Here is a 25,407-nt window from a genome sequence, read left to right on the forward strand (position 1 = left end):
GCTTTTCCGCTAAACTATGCCGCCTGTTTTTAGTCCTGAAGAAGTTGAGCATGCGTGTAGCGGATTTTTCCTTTGAATTGCCGGAATCTTTGATCGCCCATTACCCCCAGGCGCAGCGCAGCGGTTGCCGTCTGTTATCGCTGGATGGCCCAAGCGGGGCGTTGAGTCATGGCGTCTTTACCGATGTGTTGGAGAAGCTCAATCCGGGCGATCTGCTGGTATTCAATAACACCCGCGTGATCCCGGCGCGCGTTTATGGCCGTAAAGCCAGTGGCGGCAAAATCGAGATGCTGGTGGAGCGCATGCTGGACGACAAACGTGTGCTGGCGCATGTTCGTGCCTCAAAAGCCCCAAAACCGGGAGCAGAATTGCTGCTGGGCGATGACGAAAGCGTTAAAGCGACCATGGTGGCGCGCCACGATACATTGTTTGAAATTGCCTTCGAAGATGACCGTGCCGTGTTGGATATCCTCAACAGCGTCGGCCACATGCCGTTGCCGCCGTACATCGATCGCCCGGATGAAGAAGCTGACCGCGAGTTGTACCAGACGGTGTACAGCGCCCGCCCCGGGGCCGTCGCTGCGCCGACCGCCGGTTTGCACTTTGATGACCCGCTGTTGCAGGCGCTGAAGGCGAAAGGCGTGGAGATGGCGTTTGTCACGCTGCACGTGGGAGCCGGGACTTTCCAGCCGGTGCGCGTGGAGAGTATTGAAGATCACACCATGCACTCCGAATATGCCGAAGTACCGCAAGAGGTGGTGGATGCGGTGCTGGCCTGCAAAGCGCGGGGCAACAAAGTGGTGGCGGTAGGCACCACCTCAGTTCGCTCGCTGGAGAGTGCTGCACAGGCGAGTAAAGATGCGCTGATTGCGCCTTTCTTCGATGATACCCAGATTTTTATTTACCCCGGCTATCAGTATCAGGTGATCGATGCGTTGATCACCAATTTCCACTTGCCGGAATCCACCCTGATTATGCTGGTGTCGGCGTTTGCCGGTTATCAGCACACCATGGCGGCTTATCAGGCGGCGGTGGCCGAGCAGTACCGTTTCTTTAGCTACGGGGATGCCATGTTCATTACCCGTAATGTGAATGCACCCGACGAGAGCGTTGGGTCTTAAACGTCAGACTGTTTCTCTGATGAGGTCAATGTGAAATTTGAGTTAGACACTACCGACGGGCGCGCGCGCCGTGGCCGTCTGATTTTTGATCGCGGCGTGGTGGAAACCCCGGCATTTATGCCCGTGGGCACCTACGGCACGGTAAAAGGCATGACGCCGGAAGAAGTGCAGGACACCGGTGCGCAAATCATCCTCGGCAACACCTTCCACCTGTGGTTGCGTCCGGGCCAGGAAATCATGAAGTTACATGGCGATCTGCATGATTTCATGCAGTGGAAAGGACCAATCCTGACCGATTCGGGAGGTTTCCAGGTGTTTAGCCTCGGTGATATCCGTAAGATCACCGAATCGGGGGTGCATTTCCGTAACCCGATCAATGGCGATCCGATTTTCCTCGATCCGGAAAAATCGATGGAAATTCAGTTCGATCTTGGCTCCGACATTGTGATGATTTTCGACGAATGTACGCCTTATCCGGCGGACTGGGACTACGCGAAGCGTTCAATGGAGATGTCGCTGCGTTGGGCGAAACGTAGCCGCGACCGTTTTGATTCACTCGGTAACAAAAATGCGCTGTTTGGCATCATTCAGGGCAGTGTTTACGAAGATTTACGTGATGTCTCCGTGAAAGGTCTGGTAGAGATTGGCTTTGATGGGTACGCTGTGGGCGGCCTGGCGGTGGGTGAACCGAAAGAGGACATGCACCGTATCCTTGAGCACGTCTGTCCGCAAATTCCGCACGACAAACCGCGTTATTTGATGGGCGTTGGCAAGCCGGAAGATCTGGTGGAAGGCGTTCGTCGCGGTATCGATATGTTTGACTGCGTTATGCCGACGCGCAACGCGCGTAACGGCCACCTGTTTGTCACCGATGGTGTGGTGAAAATCCGTAATGCGAAGCATAAAGATGACACCTCGCCACTGGATGCAGAGTGTGATTGTTACACCTGTCGCAATTACAGCCGTGCATACTTGCATCATCTTGACCGCTGTAACGAAATACTGGGCGCGCGTCTCAATACCATCCACAATCTGCGCTATTACCAGCGTCTGATGGCGGGTTTACGCCAGGCTATCGAAGAGGGTAAATTAGAGCACTTTGTTAGCGAGTTCTACCAACGGACGGGCAAAGCGGTTCCGCCGTTAAACGTCTGATAATTCATCAATGAGGGAAATTTAATGAGCTTTTTCATTTCTGACGCTGTGGCTGCAGCAGGCGCACCGTCGCAGGGAAGTCCTTATTCTCTGGTGATCATGCTGGTGGTCTTTGGTCTGATCTTTTACTTCATGATTCTGCGTCCGCAGCAGAAACGTTCCAAAGAGCACAAGAAGTTGATGGATTCCATCTCCAAGGGAGATGAAGTACTGACCAATGGTGGTCTGGTAGGTCGCGTAACTAAAGTTGCTGAAACCGGCTACATCGCTATCGCCCTGAACGACACCACTGAAGTAGTGATTAAACGTGATTTCGTGGCTGCCGTTCTGCCGAAAGGCACCATGAAGGCGCTGTAATTTTTTCTTCCCGAAGGAAACTGCCGTGTTAAACCGTTATCCTTTGTGGAAGTACATCATGCTGGTCGTCGTTATTCTCGTCGGCCTGCTCTATGCGCTTCCCAACCTTTATGGTGAGGATCCGGCCGTTCAAATCACTGGTGCGCGCGGTGGCGCCGCCAGTGAGCAAACGTTGGATCAGATCCAGACTGCATTACAAAAAGATAATATCCAGAGCAAATCCCTCGTTCTGGAAAATGGCGCGGTTCTTGCGCGCTTTGCGAATACGGATGTGCAGTTGCGCGCCCGTGAAGCGATTACCAATGTTCTTGGCGAGAACTACGTTGTAGCACTCAACCTGGCACCGGCTACGCCGCGTTGGTTGAGCCTGCTGGCCGCAGAGCCGATGAAACTCGGTCTTGACCTGCGTGGCGGCGTACACTTCCTGATGGAAGTGGACATGGATACCGCACTGAGCAAACTGCAGGAGCAGAATGCCGACGGCCTGCGCAGCGACCTGCGCGATAAAGGCATCCCTTACGTTAACGTCAATAAAATCGCTAACTACGGCGTGGAAATTCGTTTCCGTGACGGCACCAGCCGTGATGCGGCCATCAGCTATCTGTCTTCACGTCATCAGGATCTGGTGATTTCCAGCCAGGGCAGCGATACCCTGCGTGCGGTGATGACCGATGCGCGCCTGAGTGAAGCGCGTGAATATGCTGTGCAGCAGAACATCAATATCCTGCGTAACCGTGTTAACCAGCTTGGCGTTGCTGAACCGCTGGTACAGCGTCAGGGTTCTGACCGCATCGTGGTTGAGTTGCCGGGTATTCAGGATACCGCGCGTGCCAAAGAGATTCTGGGTGCGACTGCAACCCTCGAATTCCGTCTGGTGAACACCACGGTTGACCCGAGCGCTGCGGCCAGTGGCCGTGTACCGGGTGATTCTGAAGTCAAAATGACGCGTGAAGGCCAGCCTGTTGTGCTGTACAAACGTGTGATTCTGACCGGTGACCATATCACCGACTCCACGTCCAGCATGGATGAGTACAACCAGCCGCAGGTGAATATTTCACTGGATGGCGCGGGCGGTAACATCATGTCGAACTTCACCAAGGACAATATCGGTAAACCGATGGCGACCCTGTTTGTGGAGTACAAGGACAGCGGTAAGAAAGATGCCAATGGCCGTGCGATTCTGGTGAAACAGGAAGAAGTGATTAACGTGGCGAACATTCAGTCGCGCCTCGGCAACAGCTTCCGTATTACCGGTATCAGCAATCCGAACGAAGCCCGTCAGCTGTCGCTGCTGCTGCGTGCCGGTGCGTTGATTGCGCCCATTCAGATTGTGGAAGAGCGTACTATCGGCCCAACCATGGGTCAGCAGAACATCACACAGGGTCTCGAAGCCTGTCTGTGGGGTCTGATCGCGTCCATCATCTTTATGGTGGTGTTCTATAAGAAATTCGGTCTGATCGCCACCAGCGCACTGCTGTGCAACCTGGTGTTGATCGTCGGCATCATGTCACTGCTGCCAGGTGCGACACTCACCATGCCGGGTATTGCCGGTATCGTGTTGACGCTGGCGGTAGCGGTGGATGCGAACGTACTGATTAACGAACGTATTAAAGAAGAGTTGCGTAACGGTCGTTCCGTGCAGCAGGCGATTCATGAAGGCTACAAAGGTGCCTTCTCCAGTATCGTCGATGCTAACGTCACGACGCTGATTAAAGTCATCATTCTTTATGCGGTCGGTACCGGTTCAATCAAAGGTTTTGCGATTACCACGGCTATCGGTATCGCGACCTCCATGTTTACCGCTATCGTCGGCACCCGTGCCATCGTTAACCTGGTGTACGGCGGCAAACGCATCAACAAGCTGTCTATCTAAGGAGTGCGTTGTGGCACAGGAATACAATATTGAGCAGCTGAACCACGGGCGTAAGGTCATTGACTTTATGCGCTGGGACACGCTGGCCTTTATCATCTCCGGCCTGCTGATTGTGGCGTCTATCGCCATCGTCGGGGTGCGTGGCTTCAACTGGGGCCTCGACTTTACTGGCGGGACGGTGATTGAGATCAACCTGGAGAAACCGGCCGAGCTGGATACCCTGCGCGAAGCGCTGGTGAAAGCAGGCTTCCAGGAACCGCTGGTACAGAACTTTGGCAGCAGCCGTGACGTGATGGTGCGTATGGCTCCGGTGCAAGGTCCGGCGGGCCAGGAACTGGGCAACAAAGTGGTATCGGTGATTAACGAAACGGCGCAGCAGAATGCCACCGTGAAGCGTATCGAGTTCGTGGGTCCGAGCGTGGGTAGCGATCTGGCGCAGGCCGGGGCGATGGCGCTGCTGTCGGCGTTGATTGCGATTTTGATCTACATCGGCATCCGCTTTGAGTGGCGTCTGGCGTTGGGTACCGTGTTGGCACTGGCACACGACGTGATCATCACCTGCGGCATTCTGGCGCTGACCCACATCGAAATCGACCTGACCATCGTGGCGTCACTGATGTCGGTGATTGGTTACTCGCTTAACGATAAGATCGTGGTTTCCGACCGTATTCGTGAGAACTTCCGCAAGATCCGTCGCGGTTCGTCTTACGATATCACCAACGTGTCGCTGACCCAGACGCTGAGCCGTACCTTGATCACCTCGCTGACCACCCTGGCGATGATCCTGATTCTGTTCATCTTTGGTGGCGCGCTGCTGAAAGGCTTCTCGCTGACCATGCTGATTGGTGTGACCATTGGTACGGTCTCCTCAATCTATGTCTCTTCGGCGCTGGCGCTGAAGTTGGGCATGAAGCGTGAACATATGCTGGTGCAGAAAGTGGAGAAAGAGGGCGCCGATCAGCCTTCAATCATGCCGTAACGACTGACCAGAAAGATCAAGGGCTGCCCAATGGCAGCCCTTTTTTTATCTGTACGCTATCAGGGCGTGGTCTCGGCGGTGACATCGTGCACACGCACATAGCCAAGTTGATCGGGAGACAGACCGCTCAGGCGCAGCGGTACTACCACAGCACTACGCAGCGTCAGGCTGCCGGGGGCACTGATGGTCTGGCTGAGGCTGCCCGCGTTTAACGGTTTACCGCTGGCCGGGTCCATTTCTCCCCACACTACCGTGGCGTTCAGTGCCGGAACCGGTTTGCCATCGGTTGAGCGGATCGTCAGAATGGCGCGGCTGCCAGTGGCTTCACCTTCAACGTTGGTCAGTGACAGGCGCAATTTCCCCAGTTGGGTTTGCAGCTCCACCGGCGTATTGGCCTGGGGTAGCAGCCATGCCCCTTGGCTGGATTGGCCATTCAGTTGTCCCTGAATTTCCAGCGCACCGGCCTGATTGGTCAACTGGCGCATTTGCTGATTCAGCTGACTCACTTCCTGATGTAATTGAGTTACTTGTGGTGAAGCGGGTGTTGAGCTGCAACCGCTGAGTACCAGCAAAGAAAGCGCTGCTGGCGCCCATAACATCCTGATCGTCATGCAATGTCCTTTCCATTGTGGGGGAGGGCTAATGTTGCGGGATAAATCGCGCCGCGACAACCCATGCACTGTATCGTAGCGGCGTGATTTATCACGCTGTTTTAACCATTGCCGCCCTTTTCTTATCAACGCATTTTGTTGAAACCGAGATCGCGCTACACTGTCTGGCCCAAATTCTCGCGACAGGAAACGTCATGCATTGCCCATTCTGCTCCGCTGTGGACACCAAAGTGATAGATTCGCGCCTCGTCAGTGAAGGATCTTCGGTGCGTCGCCGTCGCCAGTGTCTGGTGTGTCATGAGCGTTTTACCACCTTTGAAGTGGCTGAACTGGTGATGCCGCGCGTGGTGAAAAGCAACGATGTGCGTGAACCCTTCAACGAAGATAAGCTCAGCAGCGGCATGATGAAGGCGCTGGAGAAGCGTCCGGTCAGTGCCGATGCGGTGGAGAGCGCCGTCAGCCATATCAAAACGCAACTGCGTGCCACCGGCGAACGTGAAATCCCCAGTAAGCTGATCGGCAATCTGGTGATGGACGAGTTAAAGAAACTCGACAAAGTGGCCTATATTCGTTTCGCGTCGGTTTACCGTAGTTTTGAAGATATTCGTGATTTTGGCGAAGAGATCGCCCGCTTGCAGGATTAATCCATGATCGACGAACGCTATATGGCGCGCGCGCTGGAACTGGCGCGTCGCGGCTGTTTTACCACCACCCCCAACCCGAATGTCGGTTGTGTGATCGTGCGGGATGGCGAAATTGTCGGCGAAGGCTGGCATCATCGCGCGGGTGAGCCGCATGCGGAAGTCCATGCGCTGCGCATGGCGGGTGAGAAAGCCAGAGGCGCGACCGCCTATGTCACGCTGGAACCTTGTAGCCACCATGGCCGTACACCGCCTTGCTGCGATGCATTGATTGCGGCGGGCGTCAGCCGGGTAGTTGCGGCCATGCAAGATCCAAATCCACAGGTGGCGGGTCGTGGCTTATATCGCCTGCAGCAGGCCGGGATTGCTGTGAGTCACGGTTTGATGATGAACGCAGCCGAAGCGATCAATCGCGGCTTCCTGAAGCGGATGCGTACCGGTTTCCCGTGGATTCAGCTCAAACTGGGCGCATCGCTGGATGGCCGTACAGCGATGGCGAGTGGTGAAAGCCAATGGATCACCTCTGCGGCAGCAAGGCGCGATGTGCAACGTTTTCGTGCCCAGAGTTCGGCTATCCTTACCACCAGTGCGACGGTGCTGGCGGATAACCCCTCGCTGACGGTGCGCTGGAATGAACTCAATGACGAGGTGCGCCAGCAGTTGGATGAGCAGCAATTGCGTCAGCCGGTGCGCGTGGTGATTGATAGCCAGCAGCGCGTAACCCCGCAGCATCGCCTGATCGATCAACCGGGTGAAACCTGGCTGATGCGCAGTGCACCCGATCAACACGTCTGGCCGGAGTCGGTTACGCAGATTGCCGTGCCACAGCGCGAGAGCCAACTGGATCTGGTGGCGATGATGATGTTGCTTGGTCAACGTCAGATTAACAGCGTGTGGGTCGAAGCCGGAGCGAAGCTTGCCGGTGCGTTGTTGCAGGCGGGGTTGGTAGATGAACTGATTGTCTATCTGGCACCGAAACTGCTGGGTAATGCCGCCCGTGGCTTGTGTGAATTACCGGGTCTGGAACATCTGGCCGCTGCGCCAGCATTGAATTTTAGCGATGTGCGCAGGGTCGGTGGGGACCTGCGTCTGACCCTGACGCCACATGGAAAAGCCTGAGCGCGTCGCGAAAGAGTATGATAGAATCCGCCCCCTGCGGGGCTATATAACCCAAAGGATATGTATGAAAGTTATCGAAGCTCCTGTTGCCACGCCTGATGCCAATATCGCCATCGTAATTGCGCGTTTTAACAACTTCATTAATGACAGCCTGCTGGACGGTGCGGTTGATGCGCTGAAGCGTATTGGTCAGGTGAAAGACGAAAACATCACCATCGTCTGGGTGCCGGGTGCCTATGAGCTGCCGCTGGCGGCGCGGGCACTGGCAAAATCCGGTAAGCATGACGCTATCGTCGCGCTGGGTACCGTGATCCGTGGCGGCACGGCGCACTTCGAATATGTTGCCGGTGAAGCCAGCTCTGGTATCGCTAATGTGGCGATGACCAGCGATATCCCGGTGACCTTCGGCGTGCTGACCACCGAAAACATCGAGCAGGCGATTGAACGCGCCGGCACGAAAGCGGGTAACAAAGGTGCCGAAGCGGCCCTGACTGCACTCGAAATGATTAACGTATTGAAAGCCATCAAAGCCTGATTTTTGTAAGGGGAATTTTGTGAAACCTGCTGCTCGTCGTCGCGCCCGTGAGTGCGCTGTCCAGGCGCTTTACTCCTGGCAGTTGTCCAACAACGACATTGCCGATGTGGAATACCAGTTTCTGGCGGAACAAGACGTCAAAGACGTCGATATCAGCTACTTCCGCGAACTGCTGTCCGGTGTGGCGACTAACAGCGCGTACCTGGATGGTTTGATGAAGCCTTACCTGTCGCGTCAGCTGGAAGAGCTGGGCCAGGTGGAAAAAGCCATTCTGCGTATTTCGCTGTTTGAACTGAGCAAACGTAGTGATGTGCCGTATAAAGTGGCCATTAACGAAGGTATCGAGCTGGCAAAAGTATTCGGTGCTGAAGACAGCCACAAATTTGTCAACGGCGTGCTGGATAAAGCCGCTCCACAAATTCGCCCCAACAGAAAATAATGCAAAAGGCCGGTCATCCGGCCTTTTTTCATTGAGACCTGACTATGTCCTGTGGTGAATTCGAACTGATCGCACGTTATTTTAACCGCGTCACCAGCTCCCGCCGCGATGTCGAAAAGGGAATTGGTGATGACTGCGCTTTACTTAACTTGCCTGAAAAACAAACGCTGGCCATCAGCACCGATACGTTGGTGGAAGGCGTGCATTTCCTGCGTGATATCCATCCAGCCGATCTCGGTTATAAAGCGCTGGCGGTAAACCTGAGCGATCTGGCGGCGATGGGAGCCGATCCGGCGTGGCTCACGCTGGCACTGACGCTGCCGGAGGTGAACGAGAATTGGCTGGCAGCTTTCAGTGACAGCCTGTTTGAGTTGCTGGATTACTACGATATGCAGTTGATTGGCGGCGATACCACGCGTGGCCCGCTGAGTATGACGTTGGGCATCCACGGTTTGGTGCCGGTAGGGCGTGCATTGAAACGCTCCGGTGCGAAGCCGGGTGACTGGATTTTTGTCACCGGCACGCTGGGTGACAGCGCCGCAGGTCTGGCGTTGTTGCAGCATCGTTACCGTCTGCCGGACCCGGCGGTGCACGAGGTGTTGATCAAACGTCATCTGCGCCCGATGCCACGTGTGTTGCAGGGCCAGGCGTTGCGTAGCCTCGCGACTTCAGCCATCGACGTGTCGGATGGCTTACTCGCCGATCTCGGCCATATTTTGCAGGCCAGCCGCGTCGGCGCACGACTCAATGTCGATGCCTTGCCACTGTCAACGGCACTGCGCGACCATTTTGATGCTCAACAGGTGCAACGCTGGGCGTTGGCGGGCGGCGAAGACTATGAACTGTGCTTCACCGTGCCGGAAGTGAACCGGGGCGCACTGGATGTGGCACTCGGCCATCTCGGCGTGCCTTATACCTGTATTGGTCAGATAGCACCGGAAGCCGATGGACTCACGTTGCTGGAAAACGGCAAGCCGGTGAGTTTCAATCACAAAGGATTTGATCACTTTGACGTTAAATAAAGATGTGGCCAAGAGTCGCCTGCGTATGTCCAATCCCTGGCATCTGCTGGCAACCGGATTTGGCAGTGGATTAAGCCCGATCGTGCCCGGCACGGTAGGATCGCTGGCGGCGATCCCGTTCTGGTGGCTGATGACCTTTTTGCCGTTACAGATCTATTCGCTGGTAGTGCTCATCGGCATCAGCGTGGGCGTTTATCTCTGCCATCGTACCGCGAAGGATATGGGGGTACACGATCACGGCAGTATCGTCTGGGATGAGTTTATCGGTATGTGGATCACGCTGATGGCGATTCCGCTGATGAGCTGGAAATGGGTGCTGACGGGGTTTGTGATTTTCCGCATTTTTGATATGTGGAAACCCTGGCCAATCCGCTGGTTCGATCAGAACGTGCATGGCGGCATGGGGATTATGGTCGACGATATCATTGCCGGGGTGATCTCAGCGGTGATTCTGTATGCGTTAGGGCATGTGATGCTTTGATGTGTTGGCGGCGCGATACATCGCGCCGCTACGTGTTATTCGAAACCCACCACCGGATGCGGTTGATACACAGTTTCCAGCTCGGCAATATCCGTTGAACTCAGCTCTACATCCACCGCTTTCACCAGCTCAGCAAACTGCTCTGCGCGTGATGCGCCGATAATCGGTGCCGTCACCACTGGCTTATGCAGCAACCAGGCCAGCGCAATCTGTGCACGTGTCACGCCTTTATCTGCCGCCAGGGCGGCGATGCGTTCCGCGATAGCGGCATCGTTCTCGTCGGTGTCTTGATAGAGTTTTGCCATCACCTCATCCGATACGGAACGGGCGGTGGTTTCACCCCACGGACGTGTCAGCTTACCACGCGCCAATGGGCTCCACGGCAGTACCGCGATGCCCTCGCGCAGACACAGCGGATGCATGGCATTCTCCTCTTCACGCTGAATCAGGTTGTACTGATCCTGCATGCTGACAAAACGTGCCCAGCCTTCGCGCGCCTGCAGCTGGAGCGCTTGCTCAAATTGCGCCGCATGCATTGATGACGCGCCGATATAGCGCGCTTTACCGGCCTTAACCACATCGTGCAGGGCTTCCAGCGTCTCCTCAATTGGCGTGTCGTAATCCCAGCGGTGAATCTGGAGCAAATCGACATACTCCATCCCCAGCCGTGTCAGGCTGTCATCGATCGATTGCAGGATATTTTTGCGCGAGAGCCCTTGCGACAGATTCGTGAGGGAGAAATAGACTTTAGTCGCGACCACGATCTCATCACGGCGGGCAAAATCTTTCAGGGCGCGTCCGACGATCTCTTCACTGCTGCCGTCAGAGTAGGAGTTGGCGGTATCAAAAAAGTTGATGCCTGCTTCCAGTGCCTGTTTGATCAGCGGACGGCTGCTCTCCTCCGGTAACGTCCAGGCGTGCTTGCCGCGCGTCGGATCACCATAGGTCATACAACCCAAACAGAGACGGGAAACCTGTAATTCAGTCTTGCCTAAAGGAATTTTTTTCATTGGGGCGTCTGCTCTTATGCATCAGGGAAATCCCTTAAGCATAGCAGCAGGCTCGCTCGCCGGGCAGCGAGCGAGCAGGGGATTACTGTGCCAGCCAGCTGGCGATTTGCTGCTGAATACCGGCGGCATCCAGTTGGTAGTCATGACGCACTTCTTCCTGGGTGCCCTGCGGAATGAACTCATCCGGCAGGCCGAGGTTGAGTACCGGGATGCGCAGGCGTTTTGCCATCACGAATTCGTTCACGCCGCTGCCCGCTCCGCCCATAATTGCCCCTTCTTCCAGGGTGATCAGCGCGTCGTGGCTGCCCGCCAGTTCGGTAATCAAGGCTTCATCCAACGGTTTGACAAAGCGCATGTCAACCAAGGTGGCGTTCAGTGCGTCGGCGGCCGCAGTGGCTTCCGGCAACAACGTACCAAAGTTGAGAATGGCCAGTTTTTCGCCCTGACGTTTGACCACGCCTTTGCCTAACGGCAGGCTCGCCAGCGGTTGCAGCGCAGCCCCGGTACCGGTGCCACGCGGGTAACGTACCGCACTTGGGCCATCCTGATAGTGGTAACCGGTGTACAACATCAGGCGACATTCGTTCTCGTCGCTTGGCGTCATGATCACCATACCAGGAATGCAGCGCAGATACGCCAGATCGAATGCGCCCTGATGGGTTTGTCCGTCGGCACCGACAATGCCGCCGCGATCGATGGCAAACAACACCGGTAGCTTCTGGATCGCGACATCGTGGATCACCTGATCGTAAGCACGTTGCAGGAAGGTGGAGTAGATCGCCACAATCGGTTTGTAGCCGCCAATCGCCATACCGGCCGCGAAGGTGACCGCGTGCTGTTCGGCGATGGCCACGTCGAAATATTGCTGCGGATAGTCACGGGAAAAACTCACCATGCCTGAACCTTCACGCATCGCCGGGGTGATGGCCATCAGACGGGCGTCGTCAGCGGCGATTTCGCTCAGCCAGTTACCAAACACTTTAGAGTAGCTCGGTAAACCGCCGGCGCTTTTCGGTAGCGAACCGCTGGCCGGATCGAATTTCGGCACAGCATGCCAGGTGATCGGATCTTCTTCCGCCGGGGCATAGCCTTTGCCTTTTTTGGTCATGATATGCAGGAACTGCGGGCCTTTCAGGCTACGCATATTCTTCAGCGTACTCACCAAGGCCAGGACATCGTGACCATCCACCGGGCCGATATAGTTGAAGCCGAGTTCTTCGAACAGCGTACCCGGTACCACCATGCCTTTCAGATGCTCTTCAGTGCGTTTGACCAGCTCTTTGATCGGCGGCAGATTGTCCAGCACCCGTTTACCGCCTTCGCGCAGGCGTGAGTATGTTTTGCCCGAGAGAATCTGCGCCAGACGGTTGTTCAGCGCACCGACATTTTCGGAGATCGACATCTCGTTGTCGTTGAGGATCACCAGCATATCCGGCTTGATATCGCCCGCGTGGTTCATGGCTTCGAATGCCATACCCGCCGTGATCGCGCCATCGCCAATGATGGCCGCGGTGCGACGGCCTTTGCCTTCACGTTCAGCGGCGACCGCCATGCCGAGGGCGGCACTGATGGAGGTTGACGAGTGACCAACGCTTAACACGTCGTATTCACTCTCTTCACGCCACGGGAAGGGGTGCAGACCATTTTTCTGGCGGATAGTGCCGATGCGATCGCGGCGACCGGTCAGAATTTTATGCGGGTAGGCCTGGTGGCCGACATCCCACACCAGATGGTCAAACGGGGTGTTATAAACATAATGCAGCGCCACTGTTAGCTCGACGACGCCCAGACCCGAAGCGAAGTGACCACTGGAGCGGCTGACGCTGTCCAGCAGATACTGGCGCAGCTCGTCGCAGAGTGCCGGAAGCTTCTCTTTTGGCAGTAAACGTAATTCCTGTACCGTGCCTGCCAGCGCCAGTGTCGGGTATTTTGCAATATCAAAACTCATCAGAGACTCATTATGAAAGTTATTTATCGCGTTCAATTATGAAGCTAGCCAACGCTTGTAATGCTGTGGTGTTAAAGGATTGCGCGGCCAGAATATCCAGCGCGCCCAGCGCCTCCTGATAGAGGTCCCAGGCTTTTTGACGGGCATTATCCAGCCCCATCAACGCCGGATATGTGCTCTTGCCCAGAGCCTGATCGGCTCCCTGGGTTTTGCCCAATATCGCGGTGTCGCCGACGACATCCAGGATGTCATCCTGCACCTGAAATGCCAGCCCGATGGCATTAGCATACACGTCCAGTACCGGCAGGGCAGCGCGCCCTTGTTCGCCTGCTGCCAATGCGCCAAGGCGCACTGCTGCACGGATTAATGCACCGGTTTTATGGCGGTGAATCTGTTCCAGTTGTGCCAGATCGATACTTTGGCCTTCAGCCGCGAGATCCAGTGCCTGACCGCCGCACATCCCCGCGACACCACTGGCCTGCGCCAGTTCTGAAATCATGGTAATACGGGCTTCTGCACTCACGCCAGGCATTGGCTGATCGGCCAAAATAGAAAACGCCAGCGTTTGCAGGGCATCGCCTGCCAGAATCGCGGTGTCTTCGCCATATTTGATATGGCAGGTTGGCTGCCCGCGACGTAACGCATCGTCGTCCATCGCCGGCAGATCGTCATGAATCAAAGAATAAGCGTGGATGCATTCAACCGCCGCAGCGGGCGCATCCAGGCTGGCCGGATCGGCCTTTAACATTTCACCCGTGGCGTAAACCAGAAAAGGGCGCAGACGCTTACCGCCTAATAGTGCCCCATATTGCATGGCATTCACCAGAGGAGAACTCTGAAAAGGAAGTGGATCTAACAGGCGCGTCAGCGCGAGGTTTACCCTTTCGTGATAAGCGCTTAGCAGTTTGGCGAAATCCATCAGTTATCTTCCGGGGTAAAAGGGGTAAGCGCAGCGTCTTTATCGTCGCTCAGCAAAATCTGTACGCGTTGTTCCGCCTGTTGCAGGGTTTGCTGACCGCTACGTGCCAGTTGAACACCGCGTTCAAATTCTTTTAGCGCTTCTTCCAGCGGCAGCTCACCACTTTCCAGGCGGCTGACGATCTGCTCCAGTTGCTGTAGTGCGCTTTCAAAACTGGCGGGCGCTTCGGCTTTTTTCGGCATAATCAGTGTCGACTCACAGGTTGGGACATCATCTTGCAGTCGGTCATGGTATCTGACGAGGATTAATTAGCAAAATAATGAATGTGACTGCGGTTGCAGAAGAAGTCACCAGACAAAGGTGATATACTCTCGCGCCTCGGATGCGGGCGCTCCTGCTCAGCCCGCAATTATATGATTTTACCAGCTAAGTGCCGATGCTTTTAGCACTTATTTGCCCAACGAAGCTGTGTCGCCATGAAGTTTATTATCAAGCTCTTCCCCGAAATCACCATCAAGAGTCAGTCGGTGCGACTGCGCTTTATTAAAATTCTGACCGGAAACATTCGTAACATTCTGCGTACTCTGGATGATGAGATCGCGGTGGTGCGTCACTGGGACCACATTGTGGTCCGGGCGAAGAAGGAGTCGTTGCGTGCCACGGTGATTGCCGAACTGACGCGTATTCCGGGTATCCATCACGTGCTGGCGGTGGAAGATCATGAATACACCGATATGCATAACATCTTCGAACAAACGCTGGCGCTGTACCGTGAACGTCTGGAAGGCAAAAGCTTTTGTGTGCGTGTGAAGCGGCGCGGCAAGCATGAATTCAGCTCGCAGGACGTGGAGCGTTACGTTGGCGGCGGTCTGAATCAGCATATCGAAAGCGCCCGCGTGCAGCTTAATCACCCGGATGAGACGGTCAATCTGGAGATTGAAAACGATCGCCTGCTGTTAATCACCGGACGCTATGAAGGGCTGGGCGGTTTCCCGATTGGCACGCAGGAAGATGTGTTGTCGCTGATTTCCGGTGGTTTTGACTCCGGCGTCTCCAGCTACATGTTGATGCGTCGTGGCTGCCGCGTGCATTACTGTTTCTTCAATCTTGGCGGTGCTGCACATGAAATCGGCGTGCGTCAGGTGGCGCATTATCTGTGGAATCGTTTTGGTCGTTCGCATCGCGTGCGTTTCGTTGCCATCAATTTTGAACCGGTGGTGGGTGAGATCCTTGAGAAGGTGGATGACGGCCAGATGGGCGTCGTGCTGAAGCGGATGATGGTGCGTGCGGCGTCAATGGTTGCTGAGCGCTATGGCGTTCAGGCGCTGGTGACCGGCGAAGCGCTGGGTCAGGTTTCCAGCCAGACGCTGACTAACCTGCGTTTGATTGATAACGCCTCTGACACGCTGATTCTGCGTCCGCTGATCTCCCACGACAAAGAGCACATCATCAAGCTGGCGCGTGACATCGGTACCGAAGATTTTGCCCGCACCATGCCGGAATATTGCGGCGTGATCTCGAAAAGCCCGACGGTGAAAGCGGTGAAGGCGAAGATCGAAGCGGAAGAGACCCATTTCGATTTTGCCATTCTGGAACGCGTGGTGCAGGAAGCCAGCAACGTCGATATCCGTGAAATTGCGGAGAAAACCGAAGCAGACGTGGTGGAGGTCGAAACGGTTGCGTCGTTCACCGCCAATGACGTGGTGCTGGATATCCGTTCGATTGATGAACAGGATGATACGCCGCTGGCGCTGGATGGGGTTGAGGTGAAATCCCTGCCGTTCTACAAACTCAGCACCCAGTTTGGCGATCTCGACCAAAGCAAAACCTGGCTGTTGTATTGCGATCGCGGCGTGATGAGCCGTTTGCAGGCGTTATATCTGCATGAGCAGGGCTTTACCAACGTGAAGGTTTATCGTCCGTAGCGGCGCGAGTTATCGCGCGGATTTTATCTGATGAGGCTCTGTGCCTCATCAGATTTGCGCAATAAATTGCGCCGCCACGAGATGAGAGATCAAATTTATTCGAATTCCTGGTAGTTATAAATCCCCGCCGCCAGCACCAGTTGCGATGCGACTTCGCGCGCTTTCTCTTTATTCACCAGCAGATCAATCAATTTCAGCGCAAAATCTATCGACGTGCCCGGTCCCTGGCTGGTCAGCAGATTGACGCGTGGGTCCCACACGACACGGCGCTCCATCCATTTCGCTTCCGGGATGGTCTCTTTCAGGCCTGGAAATCCGGTCATGTTGCCCACCGGGAACAGATCGTGTGGCACCAGCACAGTGCCCGGTGCGGCGCAAATCGCCGCGACAATACGGCCAGAGAGATGAAACTGACGCACAGTTTCCACCAACAGCGGGCTGTCGCGGAAGGTTTGTGCCCCTTTCAGGCCGCCCGGTAGCACAATGGCGGCATAATCGTTATCTGCGACCTCAACCAGCGGTGCATCCGCCAGTAAGCGCACGCCACGCGAGCAGACGATTTCCCGGCTGCCATCGCTTTCGACACTGGCGGTGGTGACCTGTAAACCGCCACGCACCAGCAAATCGATGGTGGTGACCGCTTCGGTCTCTTCACTGCCATGTGCCAGGCAAACCAGAACCGATGCGTTCGTGCTCATATTGGGACTCCTTGCGTTTAATCAAATCATACAAACGGGTGTTCTCCGGCAATGCGATGCCCTGTGCGCGGGCGCGCCGCAGCAGGTAGCCGGTGATGTAATCTATTTCAGTCTGACGCTGTGCCCGCACATCCTGCAACATCGATGAGACGTTGGCCGCCGTGGTATCGATAACGTCATAAATAATGTCACGCAAATTATCGACGGCAATATGTTGCCCTTCACGTTCCATGACCCAGGCGATCTCCTCGCACAGTTTGGCGATTTGTTCAGGCCAGGCACGCAGTGCACCGTTCTGGCAATCGTGCTCCACGGTCATCGGATTGATCACGCAATTGACCGCCAGCTTGCGCCAGCAGGCCGAGGCAATATTGTTATGCCAGGCAACATCAGGCAGCGCCTGGTGCAGGATATCGGCGATATCGCTCAGTGCCTCACCCTCGCGGCTGGCCGGGCCAATGTGGGTAATGCCCTGCGCCACATGCTTGATCACCGTACCATCACGCATTGCCGCGTGAGTGGTAATGCCACGCAGCAACGGTTGTGCGAGGTCCTTCAGTTCATCCAGCGTTCCCATGCCGTTGTGCAACAACAGAATCGGCGCGTGCGCCGGTAATACGCTTTGCAGGTTCTTCACGGCGGGAGAAACCTGCGGCGCTTTTAACGTCACCAACAATAATTGGCTCTCCGCCAGAAACAGCGGATCGTTGGCAATAAAGGTGTGGTTACTGACATTGCCTTCAGGATCGATCACATTGACCGAACAATAGGGCTGCGGTACGCGCAGCCAGCCCTGAACATCATGTCCCTGGCGTGCGAGGGCGGCGAGCCAAATCTGGCCCAGGGCGCCGCAACCCAACACGGTAATTTTCATTTTGCCTCCCGCTGGCGGGTTATCGTTTTTGTACACCACAACACCTATTATAGCTTTCGGCGTCGCGTGTTTTATTCGCGTGACAAGACGCGTATTATGCATGTCACTTTAGCGTCAGGAGAAGACAAGATGCCATCTTTCGATATCGTTTCCGAAGTCGAACTACAGGAAGTCCGTAATGCGGTGGAAAATGCGAGCCGTGAACTGTCTACCCGTTTTGATTTCCGTAACGTCAGCGCCAGCATTGAGCTGAACGAAAAGAATGAGACCATCAAAATCACCACGGAGTCTGATTTTCAGGTCAAACAGCTGGTGGATATTTTAAGAGAAAAACTGCTGAAGCGCGGCATTGAAGGGGCGGCGATTGACGTCCCGGAAGAGATCGAGCACAGCGGTAAAAGCTGGAGCGTCGAAGCCAAATTGAAAAAAGGCATCGAAAGCGACGTCGCGAAGAAACTGGTGAAGCTGATTAAAGACAGCAAACTGAAAGTGCAGACCCAGATTCAGGGTGATGAACTGCGCGTCACCGGCAAGTCACGCGACGATCTGCAAAGCGCGATGGCGCTGGTGCGCGGCGGTAATCTCGGCCAGCCCTTCCAGTTCAAAAACTTCCGCGATTAATCGCGTTTGTCGCGTGCGGCACGGCGATACAGCGTGCTGCGCGCGATCCCTAACGCCTGCGCGGTTTTACTGATATTGCCGTTAAACCGTTGCAGCGTTTCGGCAATCAGCCGTTCATCATGACTTTGCCTGTCCTCGACCACCACCGGAGTCGCAGAACGGCGATACTCGGCTGGCAGATGCACTTCACTCACTTCTTCCCCCTCATCCGCCAACGCCAGCAGTACGCGCAGCAGGCTGCGTAGCTGTCGCACATTACCCGGCCACGGGAGCTGTGCCAGCGAAGCCAGCAGTGCGGGCGATAGCTGGATGTCACGATCGCCGCCGCCCAGTTCCAGCCACAAACGCTGAATAAAGCCCGCCAAATCAGGCCACTCGCGTAGCGGTGGGATGGTCATGGAGAATTCCTGTAAGCGATACAGTAAATCCTCACGGAATTCACCCTGCGCCACCCGTTGCGCCAGATCGCGATGGGTCGCGCAAATCACCGCAAAGTTGACCGGCCAACTGCGGCTGGACCCCAACGGCGACACCTCTTTTTCCTGCAATACCCGCAGCAGGCGGGTTTGTAGCGCCAGCGGCATATCGCCAATTTCATCGAGAAACAACACGCCACCGTCGGCTTCACGGATTTTACCGATATAGCCGTTTTTGCCCGCGCCGGTAAAGGCTCCGGGTTGATAACCAAATAATTCAGACTCGATCAGCGATTCCGGAATGGCAGCGCAATTGATGGCGACAAATTTGCCTTCACGCCAGCGGCTCTGTTGATGCAACGCGCGACTGACAAACTCTTTGCCACTGCCGGTCTCACCATGAATACATAAGGAAACCCCGGCGTTAAGCAGGCGCACCATTTTTTCGCCCTCGCGCCGCAGCGAGAAAGGCAGCTCAGATTGGCTGGCTGCTGGCGTCGCGAAATGGGTGCGGTGCGGTGCACGCAGACGGAACCAAAAGGTTTGCGCGCAATAATTCAGTGGCATTGGAATGGTGTTGGCGGCCTGCTCCTGATGGGGAAACAGTTGCTGGAACGTCAGTGAACCCAGTTGCTCGGCGCTGAGCGCCAGTTCGCGCATCGCCAGGCGATTCGCTGCCATCAGCACATTGTCGGAGAACACCAGTAGCAGTTCGTCGCTGGTATCAATGCCCTGAGAGTGCGTATGCAGGCTCATCAGCCACTGTTGTGGATGCAGGCTCTGCTTCACCCACAAATATTCGATCTGTTTAGCTGCGGCTTTTACCCAGCTAAAGGTTTGAGGATGGGGGAAATGTGCCGGACCTGAGATATCCAGCACGCCGGCAATCTGGCCATTAGGCATCTGTAGCGGCATGGCTGCACAGTACAAGCCCTGGTTACGCGTCAGGAAGTGTTGCTGTCCGTCAATCTCACAACCATCGTCAATGGCCAGCGCGGTGCCTATCGCGTTAGTGCCGCGGCCACATTCGCTCCATAAATTACCCGGAGCCAGCGCATAGCGCTGCGCTTTTTCCATCGACTGCATATCACCAAAGGTATGGAGCACCATGCCACTGGCATCGGAGAGGATCACCACCGATTGCTGCTGCGCCATTTTCTGCGCCAGCTGGTTGATCACCGGTTGGGCAAACTGTTGCAACCCGCTGTTGCTGGCGAGCAAATCCGCCAGTTCACCCTGGCGAACACGGGGAAAGTCATCAGCAGTGCGATCAAGACCATATAGCTGGCTGCGAAACCAGGAGTCGCTCAGGAGTGGAGTGGCGTCGATCGCGGCGGATGAATTTCCCTGCATTGGTAACCTCATGCCTTAGCAAAGTGTTGCGACATTGTAGCTATTTGGTTTTTGTGGTGTTGCGATATGCAACACAGATGGCGATTTTTACCGCACCCTACCTTTGGGTTGTTAGGGGTATTATTTCTGTAACTCTATGATGAGTATCATCATTTTTTAAACCATCAGCAAGCTGAAAAAACTGGCACGCACGCTGCAATAGTCCTGACGGCAGCGGGCTGTTCAACCTGGCGACCCTCAGGTTGCCGCTGCCAGCTCCAGAACATCTGACCCTACATTAAGGAGTTTGCGATGCGTTATGCACATCCCGGCACGCCCGGCGCTTTGGTCTCTTTCAAAGCGACTTACGGCAACTACATTGCGGGCAAATTCACAGAGCCGCTCAGTGGCCAATATTTTACTAACACCTCGCCAGTAGATGGCAGCGACATTGCGCAGTTCCCTCGATCGGATGCGCGTGATATCGACTTCGCACTGGATGCAGCTCATCAGGCCGCTGACGCCTGGGGAAAAACCAGCGTGCAACACCGTGCTAATTTGTTGTTGCAGGTGGCGGATCGTATCGAAGCCAATCTGGCCATGCTGGCGGTTGCCGAAAGTTGGGACAACGGTAAGCCGATCCGTGAAACACTGAATGCGGATCTGCCCCTGGCGGTGGATCATTTCCGTTACTTCGCGGGCTGCTTGCGCGCGCAGGAAGGCAGTACGGCCGAGATCGATGAAAATACCGTTGCCTACCATTTCCACGAGCCGTTGGGCGTGGTGGGGCAGATCATCCCGTGGAATTTCCCGCTGTTGATGGCGGCATGGAAACTGGCTCCGGCACTGGCTGCGGGTAACTGCGTGGTGTTGAAACCGGCTGAACAGACACCGCTGGGCATTACCCTGCTGCTGGAGTTGATCGGTGATCTGTTCCCGGCGGGTGTGCTCAACGTGGTCCAGGGTTTTGGTCGCGAGGCAGGCGAAGCGCTGGCTACCAGCAAACGTATCGCCAAAATTGCCTTCACCGGTTCGACCCCCGTCGGGCGTCACATTATGGCCTGTGCGGCGGAGAATATTATTCCCTGTACCGTCGAACTGGGCGGCAAATCCCCCAATATCTATTTTGCTGATGTGATGGACGGCGAGCCGGAGTTTATTGAAAAAGCGGTGGAAGGGCTGGTGTTGGGCTTCTTCAATCAGGGCGAAGTCTGTACCTGTCCGTCACGTGCGCTGATCCATGAATCTATCTATGCCCCGTTTATGGAGCGGGTGATGGCGAAGATTGCCACCATCCGTCGCGGCGATCCGCTGGATACCGAAACTATGATCGGTGCCCAAGCTTCTCGTCAGCAGTTCGATAAAATCCTCTCTTATATCGACATTGCCCGACAGGAAGGCGGTCAGATCCTGACCGGTGGCGAACGTGCCAGCATTGCGCCAGCATTTGATAACGGCTACTACATCCAGCCGACGCTGATCAAAGGTGACAATCAGATGCGCTGCTTCCAGGAAGAGATTTTTGGACCGGTGATCGGTGTCACGACCTTTAAAGATGAAGCTGAAGCCCTGGCGATCGCTAACCAGACGCAGTTTGGCTTGGGGGCCGGTGTCTGGACACGAAACACTAATCTGGCCTATCGCATGGGGCGTAGTATTAAAGCCGGTCGCGTCTGGACCAATTGCTACCACATCTATCCGGCGCATGCTGCCTTCGGTGGTTACAAGCAATCCGGCGTGGGACGCGAAACCCATAAAATGGCGCTGAACGCCTATCAACAAACCAAAAACCTGCTGGTTAGTTACGACATCGCACCACTGGGCCTGTTTTAAGCCCAAAAATCCTTTTGGAGAGTGAATTGATGACTATGAAGATCAAAACCACGATGAAAGCGGCAGTTGTGAAATCATTCGGTGAGCCATTAGTGATTGAGGACGTTCCGGTTCCTTCGGTAGGGCCGGGCCAGATTCTGGTGAAAATCGCTGCCACCGGTGTTTGTCATACCGACCTGCACGCTGCGGAAGGTGACTGGCCAATCAAGCCGACCCCGCCGTTTATTCCTGGCCATGAAGGGGTGGGACAGATCGTGGCAGTGGGTGAAGGGGTGAAACATCTCAAGTTGGGCGATCGCGTTGGTGTGCCTTGGCTCTACTCGGCTTGTGGTCACTGTGAATATTGTCTCGATAGCTGGGAAACGCTCTGCCTGTCACAGCAGAATGCCGGTTATTCGGTCAATGGCAGCTTTGCGGAATATTGTCTTGCCGATGCTAACTACGTCGGGGTGTTGCCGGATAATATCGAGTTCAATGAAATCGCACCGATCCTTTGTGCCGGTGTCACGGTGTACAAAGGGCTGAAGATGACCGATACCAAACCGGGTGACTGGGTGGTGATCTCCGGTATCGGCGGCCTGGGGCATATGGCGGTGCAGTACGCGGTAGCTATGGGGCTGAATGTGGCCGCCGTGGATATTGATGACGAGAAGCTGGAGTTTGCGAAACGTCTGGGTGCCAGCGTGGTGGCTAATGCTAAGAATGTTGATCCGGCGAAATTCTTCCATGAAAGCTTCGGTGGCGCGCACGGTGTGCTGGTAACAGCGGTTTCACCGAAAGCCTTTGAGCAGGCATTGGGCACCATGCGTCGTGGCGGTACTATGGTGCTGAATGGTCTGCCGCCGGGCAAATTTGACCTGTCGATCTTTGATATGGTGCTGGATGGTATTACGGTGCGTGGTTCGATTGTCGGCACCCGTAAAGATTTGCAGGAAGCGCTCGACTTCGCCGGTCGTCACAAAGTGAAAGCTAATGTGGCGGTGGAGCCGTTGGTGAACATCAACGATATTTTTGCGCGGATGCATGCCGGTAAAATTGAAGGCCGCATTGTCGTCGATATGTCGCTGTAAACAACAAGCCCGGCGCAATGGCCGGGCTGGGTTTTAACTGCTGGCGAGCAGCGCTTCCAGTTCGACGCGGCTCGTCACTTTACTGTCTATCTTGATGTAAGCGCTTTTCTCTTCCGCGACGATAAACACCGACGCCACACCCGGTTGGGCTTTCAGGCGTTTCTCCAGATTGGGCACCGCCAGAACCGCATCGCTCAGCACAATGCGCAGGCTGCTGACATAAGGCGGTTCCTGCATCGACATGCTGATGAACAGCCAGATCGCTGCCACCACCGCACCCACCAGAAACACCGTTTGTGCATCAAAATGACCAAATACCCAACCGCCCATACTGCCGCCAATCGCGACGCCAAGGAACTGGCTGGTGGAGTAGATCCCCATTGCGGTGCCTTTATAACCCGGCGGGGACTCTTTACTGATCAGTGACGGCAGAATTGCTTCCATCAGGTTGAAGGCAAGGAAGAATAACTGCACGCCAATCACCAGCGTCCAGAAGTGGCTGCCCGCTCCCCACAGTACGATCTCCGCCACGACAATCAATCCGACACAGCTGACAAACACGCGCTTCATGCGACGTTTGACTTCGGCATAAATAATGAAAGGGATGACGCTGACAAAAGAAACCAGCATGGTTACCAGATACACCTTCCAGTGTTCGGATGCCGGGAAACCGGCCTGTTCAAACTGGCCAGGCAGGGCGACGAAGCTCGACATCAGCAGGATGTGCAGACAAAGGATACCGATATTCAGTTTCGCCAGGCGTGAATTGGCCAGTACCGCACGAATGCTGCCCTTTACCATGCCGGATTCGCGGTTCAGCACGTGGTTTGGCGCATTGGGTACCACCAGTAACGTAATGACAATCCCGCTACTTGCCAGAATGGCAATCATCCAGAACAGCGCGTGCAGGCCGAGTGCATGGGTGACAATCGGACCGAGCACCATCGCGATGGCAAAAGTGACGCCAAAGCTAATGCCAATAAAGGCCATCGCTTTGGTACGGTTCTGTTCACGGGTTAAATCCGACAGCAGAGCCATCACCGCAGCGGCGATGGCACCAGAACCTTGCAACGCACGACCCAGAATAACGCCCCAGATAGAGGTGGTGGTGGCCGCAATCACGCTACCCAAAACAAACAGCAGCAGACCACCGACAATCAGCGGTTTACGGCCAATGCGGTCGGAGAGTAAGCCAAAGGGGATCTGAAACACCGCTTGTGCCAGACCATAAATACCGATTGCCAGGCCAATTAATGTTTCACTGGCACCCTGTAACGCCATGCCGTAAGTGGTAAGTACTGGCAGCACCATAAACATTCCCAGCATGCGCAGGGAAAAGACTGTGCCCAACCCCCATGTTGCACGTAGCTCCACCGGAGTCATTTTATTATCGTTCATTCCAACCTCTGAAAAATTGCTGCGTCTATTCTAGGGAGCAGGGCAGGGCGGGTAAAACAATTGTTTTTAAGCGATGGTAACAAAAAGAAAGGGCGCGAAAATCGCGCCCTTTCATGGATTTGCGGAGCTAAATTACCAGACGTAAGTCAGCAGGTCTTTTGATGCCGGCGTCATAAAATCGACCGACATCATGACGCTCAATGCAGTGACAGCAACAATCGAGAACACAAACAGTTTACGCGCCCAAACTTTGTCGTTTGAGGTTTTGTAACCTGAAAGTGCCATCCCGAGCCACCAGACACTGACCGCCGCCGCAACCACCAGATATTTGTAGCCAGCGTAGCCGCCCAGCGACAGCATCAGAGTGGCAATCATAAACGCCAGGATATACAGCGTAATATGGTTTTTCGCCACCGAGATGCCTTTCACCACCGGCAGAACCGGGATGTTCGCCGCCTGGTAATCTTTAAAGCGGAAGATGGCAATCGCGTAGGAATGCGGCATCTGCCACAGGCTAAAGATCGCCAGCAGAATCAGCGCACCAGCATCAAACTCGTTAGTCACCGCGCAGTAGCCAATCACCGGCGGCATTGCACCGGAGAGGCTACCAATCAGCGTACCGTAGACTGAATTACGCTTCATATAGAGGCTGTAAATGCCGACGTAGACAACGAAGCCCAGCACCGCCAGCCACATGGCCAGCGGGTTAGCACCGAAATAAAGCAACGCAAAGCCAGCAATACCTAATGCGGTTGCATAAACCAGGCTCACTTTCGCCGAGATAAGGCCTTTGACCAGCACTCGATTCCGCGTTCTCTCCATCTTGATATCGATATCGCGGTCGATCACGTTGTTGAACACACAACCTGACGCGACAACCAGCGATACACCCACCAGTGAGATGACGAACAAGGTGTAATCAATGCTGCCTTTCGAAGCCAGGAGGAATCCACCGATCACAGAAATTAAATTGCCGAAAATAATTCCTGGTTTTGTTACTTGCAGGTATTGCTTAATCATCATGGGCGAC

25 protein-coding genes are annotated in these 25,407 nt (G+C 55.1%); 15 read left to right on the top strand and 10 right to left on the bottom strand.

Features of this window, described 5'->3' with window-relative positions; all coding sequences use genetic code 11:
- Window positions 1-50: 50 nt before the first annotated feature.
- From queA to secF, 5 genes are read left to right on the top strand one after another with little or no spacing between them, the layout of a single operon-like run.
- Window positions 51-1,121 (top strand): tRNA preQ1(34) S-adenosylmethionine ribosyltransferase-isomerase QueA, encoded by a 1,071-nt coding sequence (queA, locus tag PAT9B_RS04640; RefSeq protein ID WP_041525736.1) that lies wholly within the window; start codon window positions 51-53, stop codon window positions 1,119-1,121.
- A gap of 30 nt (window positions 1,122-1,151) precedes the next feature.
- Window positions 1,152-2,276, top strand: a complete 1,125-nt coding sequence (tgt, locus tag PAT9B_RS04645; protein ID WP_013508102.1) for a tRNA guanosine(34) transglycosylase Tgt — start codon at window positions 1,152-1,154, stop codon at window positions 2,274-2,276.
- Window positions 2,277-2,300: 24 nt separating this feature from the next.
- A complete protein-coding gene (yajC, locus tag PAT9B_RS04650; protein WP_013508103.1) occupies window positions 2,301-2,633 on the top strand; it encodes a preprotein translocase subunit YajC in 333 nt (110 codons plus the stop codon).
- Window positions 2,634-2,658: 25 nt separating this feature from the next.
- Window positions 2,659-4,506, top strand: a complete 1,848-nt coding sequence (gene secD / locus PAT9B_RS04655) for a protein translocase subunit SecD (RefSeq protein WP_013508104.1) — start codon at window positions 2,659-2,661, stop codon at window positions 4,504-4,506.
- Between the two features lie 10 nt (window positions 4,507-4,516).
- Window positions 4,517-5,485: a protein translocase subunit SecF gene (secF, locus tag PAT9B_RS04660; RefSeq protein WP_013508105.1), complete on the top strand. Its 969-nt coding sequence runs from the start codon at window positions 4,517-4,519 to the stop codon at window positions 5,483-5,485.
- Between the two features lie 59 nt (window positions 5,486-5,544).
- Here the strand turns inward: secF and PAT9B_RS04665 are convergent, their stop codons facing one another.
- Window positions 5,545-6,096 (bottom strand): DUF3251 domain-containing protein, encoded by a 552-nt coding sequence (locus PAT9B_RS04665; RefSeq protein ID WP_013508106.1) that lies wholly within the window; start codon window positions 6,094-6,096, stop codon window positions 5,545-5,547.
- Between the two features lie 194 nt (window positions 6,097-6,290).
- Here PAT9B_RS04665 and nrdR point away from each other — a divergent pair, with 194 nt between their 5' ends.
- From nrdR to pgpA, 6 genes are all read left to right on the top strand, one after another.
- A complete protein-coding gene (nrdR, locus tag PAT9B_RS04670) occupies window positions 6,291-6,740 on the top strand; it encodes a transcriptional regulator NrdR (RefSeq protein ID WP_013508107.1) in 450 nt (149 codons plus the stop codon).
- A gap of 3 nt (window positions 6,741-6,743) precedes the next feature.
- Window positions 6,744-7,856, top strand: a complete 1,113-nt coding sequence (gene ribD, locus PAT9B_RS04675) for a bifunctional diaminohydroxyphosphoribosylaminopyrimidine deaminase/5-amino-6-(5-phosphoribosylamino)uracil reductase RibD (protein ID WP_013508108.1) — start codon at window positions 6,744-6,746, stop codon at window positions 7,854-7,856.
- 64 nt (window positions 7,857-7,920) lie between these two features.
- A complete protein-coding gene (gene ribE, locus PAT9B_RS04680; protein WP_013508109.1) occupies window positions 7,921-8,391 on the top strand; it encodes a 6,7-dimethyl-8-ribityllumazine synthase in 471 nt (156 codons plus the stop codon).
- Between the two features lie 19 nt (window positions 8,392-8,410).
- Entirely contained in the window at window positions 8,411-8,830 is a 420-nt protein-coding gene (gene nusB / locus PAT9B_RS04685) for a transcription antitermination factor NusB (RefSeq protein ID WP_013508110.1), read from the top strand.
- Between the two features lie 44 nt (window positions 8,831-8,874).
- Entirely contained in the window at window positions 8,875-9,852 is a 978-nt protein-coding gene (thiL, locus tag PAT9B_RS04690; RefSeq protein WP_013508111.1) for a thiamine-phosphate kinase, read from the top strand.
- Window positions 9,839-10,333 (top strand): phosphatidylglycerophosphatase A, encoded by a 495-nt coding sequence (gene pgpA, locus PAT9B_RS04695; protein ID WP_013508112.1) that lies wholly within the window; start codon window positions 9,839-9,841, stop codon window positions 10,331-10,333. Before thiL ends, pgpA begins: the two co-directional genes overlap by 14 nt.
- Before the next feature lie 35 nt (window positions 10,334-10,368).
- Here pgpA and PAT9B_RS04700 read toward each other — a convergent pair whose 3' ends face one another.
- The 4 genes from PAT9B_RS04700 to xseB all read right to left on the bottom strand — a co-directional run bounded on the left by PAT9B_RS04700 (window position 10,369) and on the right by xseB (window position 14,452).
- Window positions 10,369-11,343: an aldo/keto reductase gene (locus PAT9B_RS04700; RefSeq protein ID WP_013508113.1), complete on the bottom strand. Its 975-nt coding sequence runs from the start codon at window positions 11,341-11,343 to the stop codon at window positions 10,369-10,371.
- 82 nt (window positions 11,344-11,425) lie between these two features.
- Window positions 11,426-13,291 carry a 1-deoxy-D-xylulose-5-phosphate synthase gene (dxs, locus tag PAT9B_RS04705; RefSeq protein ID WP_013508114.1) on the bottom strand — a complete coding sequence of 622 codons (1,866 nt, stop codon included), beginning with the start codon at window positions 13,289-13,291 and terminating at the stop codon, window positions 11,426-11,428.
- A gap of 19 nt (window positions 13,292-13,310) precedes the next feature.
- Window positions 13,311-14,210, bottom strand: coding sequence for a (2E,6E)-farnesyl diphosphate synthase (ispA, locus tag PAT9B_RS04710; protein ID WP_013508115.1), 900 nt, complete (start codon window positions 14,208-14,210; stop codon window positions 13,311-13,313).
- On the bottom strand, window positions 14,210-14,452 hold the full coding sequence (gene xseB, locus PAT9B_RS04715) for an exodeoxyribonuclease VII small subunit (protein WP_013508116.1): 243 nt from the start codon (window positions 14,450-14,452) through the stop codon (window positions 14,210-14,212). The genes ispA and xseB overlap by 1 nt, the downstream gene beginning before the upstream one ends.
- Before the next feature lie 234 nt (window positions 14,453-14,686).
- On the opposite strand from xseB, the gene thiI reads away from it, so the two are divergent.
- Entirely contained in the window at window positions 14,687-16,135 is a 1,449-nt protein-coding gene (thiI, locus tag PAT9B_RS04720; protein ID WP_013508117.1) for a tRNA uracil 4-sulfurtransferase ThiI, read from the top strand.
- Window positions 16,136-16,230: 95 nt separating this feature from the next.
- On the opposite strand, the gene yajL is transcribed toward thiI, so the two are convergent.
- Together yajL and panE are read right to left on the bottom strand one after the other, a co-directional pair.
- Window positions 16,231-16,833: a protein deglycase YajL gene (gene yajL / locus PAT9B_RS04725; RefSeq protein WP_013508118.1), complete on the bottom strand. Its 603-nt coding sequence runs from the start codon at window positions 16,831-16,833 to the stop codon at window positions 16,231-16,233.
- Entirely contained in the window at window positions 16,787-17,707 is a 921-nt protein-coding gene (gene panE, locus PAT9B_RS04730; protein WP_013508119.1) for a 2-dehydropantoate 2-reductase, read from the bottom strand. Before panE ends, yajL begins: the two co-directional genes overlap by 47 nt.
- 129 nt (window positions 17,708-17,836) lie before the next feature.
- On the opposite strand from panE, the gene PAT9B_RS04735 reads away from it, so the two are divergent.
- Window positions 17,837-18,328: a YajQ family cyclic di-GMP-binding protein gene (locus PAT9B_RS04735; RefSeq protein WP_013508120.1), complete on the top strand. Its 492-nt coding sequence runs from the start codon at window positions 17,837-17,839 to the stop codon at window positions 18,326-18,328.
- On the opposite strand, the gene PAT9B_RS04740 is transcribed toward PAT9B_RS04735, so the two are convergent.
- Window positions 18,325-20,097: a sigma-54-dependent Fis family transcriptional regulator gene (locus PAT9B_RS04740; RefSeq protein ID WP_013508121.1), complete on the bottom strand. Its 1,773-nt coding sequence runs from the start codon at window positions 20,095-20,097 to the stop codon at window positions 18,325-18,327. The genes PAT9B_RS04735 and PAT9B_RS04740 overlap by 4 nt on opposite strands.
- Before the next feature lie 291 nt (window positions 20,098-20,388).
- Between PAT9B_RS04740 and PAT9B_RS04745 the strand changes: the two genes are divergently transcribed.
- Together PAT9B_RS04745 and adhP are read left to right on the top strand one after the other, a co-directional pair.
- Window positions 20,389-21,909 carry an aldehyde dehydrogenase family protein gene (locus PAT9B_RS04745; RefSeq protein ID WP_013508122.1) on the top strand — a complete coding sequence of 507 codons (1,521 nt, stop codon included), beginning with the start codon at window positions 20,389-20,391 and terminating at the stop codon, window positions 21,907-21,909.
- A 29-nt stretch (window positions 21,910-21,938) separates the two neighbouring features.
- Window positions 21,939-22,979, top strand: coding sequence for an alcohol dehydrogenase AdhP (adhP, locus tag PAT9B_RS04750; protein WP_013508123.1), 1,041 nt, complete (start codon window positions 21,939-21,941; stop codon window positions 22,977-22,979).
- A gap of 33 nt (window positions 22,980-23,012) precedes the next feature.
- Here the strand turns inward: adhP and PAT9B_RS04755 are convergent, their stop codons facing one another.
- Both PAT9B_RS04755 and cyoE read right to left on the bottom strand, forming a co-directional pair.
- Window positions 23,013-24,377 (bottom strand): MFS transporter, encoded by a 1,365-nt coding sequence (locus PAT9B_RS04755; RefSeq protein WP_013508124.1) that lies wholly within the window; start codon window positions 24,375-24,377, stop codon window positions 23,013-23,015.
- 132 nt (window positions 24,378-24,509) lie between these two features.
- On the bottom strand, window positions 24,510-25,397 hold the full coding sequence (cyoE, locus tag PAT9B_RS04760) for a heme o synthase (protein WP_036627589.1): 888 nt from the start codon (window positions 25,395-25,397) through the stop codon (window positions 24,510-24,512).
- Window positions 25,398-25,407: the final 10 nt, after the last annotated feature.

Source organism: Pantoea sp. At-9b, assembly GCF_000175935.2.
In the GTDB taxonomy this organism is placed as follows: domain Bacteria; phylum Pseudomonadota; class Gammaproteobacteria; order Enterobacterales; family Enterobacteriaceae; genus Pantoea.

Excerpts from the sequence above, each read along its gene's own strand:
- panE (WP_013508119.1), bottom strand. The coding sequence starts at position 17,707 with ATGAAAATTACCGTGTTGGGTTGCGGCGCCCTGGGCCAGATTTGGCTC.
- queA (WP_041525736.1), top strand. The coding sequence starts at position 51 with ATGCGTGTAGCGGATTTTTCCTTTGAATTGCCGGAATCTTTGATCGCC.
- PAT9B_RS04755 (WP_013508124.1), bottom strand. The coding sequence starts at position 24,377 with ATGAACGATAATAAAATGACTCCGGTGGAGCTACGTGCAACATGGGGG.
- PAT9B_RS04740 (WP_013508121.1), bottom strand. The coding sequence starts at position 20,097 with ATGCAGGGAAATTCATCCGCCGCGATCGACGCCACTCCACTCCTGAGC.
- PAT9B_RS04745 (WP_013508122.1), top strand. The coding sequence starts at position 20,389 with ATGCGTTATGCACATCCCGGCACGCCCGGCGCTTTGGTCTCTTTCAAA.
- ribE (WP_013508109.1), top strand. The coding sequence starts at position 7,921 with ATGAAAGTTATCGAAGCTCCTGTTGCCACGCCTGATGCCAATATCGCC.
- ribD (WP_013508108.1), top strand. The coding sequence starts at position 6,744 with ATGATCGACGAACGCTATATGGCGCGCGCGCTGGAACTGGCGCGTCGC.
- yajL (WP_013508118.1), bottom strand. The coding sequence starts at position 16,833 with ATGAGCACGAACGCATCGGTTCTGGTTTGCCTGGCACATGGCAGTGAA.
- dxs (WP_013508114.1), bottom strand. The coding sequence starts at position 13,291 with ATGAGTTTTGATATTGCAAAATACCCGACACTGGCGCTGGCAGGCACG.
- ispA (WP_013508115.1), bottom strand. The coding sequence starts at position 14,210 with ATGGATTTCGCCAAACTGCTAAGCGCTTATCACGAAAGGGTAAACCTC.
- PAT9B_RS04700 (WP_013508113.1), bottom strand. The coding sequence starts at position 11,343 with ATGAAAAAAATTCCTTTAGGCAAGACTGAATTACAGGTTTCCCGTCTC.
- PAT9B_RS04665 (WP_013508106.1), bottom strand. The coding sequence starts at position 6,096 with ATGACGATCAGGATGTTATGGGCGCCAGCAGCGCTTTCTTTGCTGGTA.
- PAT9B_RS04735 (WP_013508120.1), top strand. The coding sequence starts at position 17,837 with ATGCCATCTTTCGATATCGTTTCCGAAGTCGAACTACAGGAAGTCCGT.
- nrdR (WP_013508107.1), top strand. The coding sequence starts at position 6,291 with ATGCATTGCCCATTCTGCTCCGCTGTGGACACCAAAGTGATAGATTCG.
- adhP (WP_013508123.1), top strand. The coding sequence starts at position 21,939 with ATGACTATGAAGATCAAAACCACGATGAAAGCGGCAGTTGTGAAATCA.
- cyoE (WP_036627589.1), bottom strand. The coding sequence starts at position 25,397 with ATGATTAAGCAATACCTGCAAGTAACAAAACCAGGAATTATTTTCGGC.
- yajC (WP_013508103.1), top strand. The coding sequence starts at position 2,301 with ATGAGCTTTTTCATTTCTGACGCTGTGGCTGCAGCAGGCGCACCGTCG.
- thiL (WP_013508111.1), top strand. The coding sequence starts at position 8,875 with ATGTCCTGTGGTGAATTCGAACTGATCGCACGTTATTTTAACCGCGTC.
- thiI (WP_013508117.1), top strand. The coding sequence starts at position 14,687 with ATGAAGTTTATTATCAAGCTCTTCCCCGAAATCACCATCAAGAGTCAG.
- xseB (WP_013508116.1), bottom strand. The coding sequence starts at position 14,452 with ATGCCGAAAAAAGCCGAAGCGCCCGCCAGTTTTGAAAGCGCACTACAG.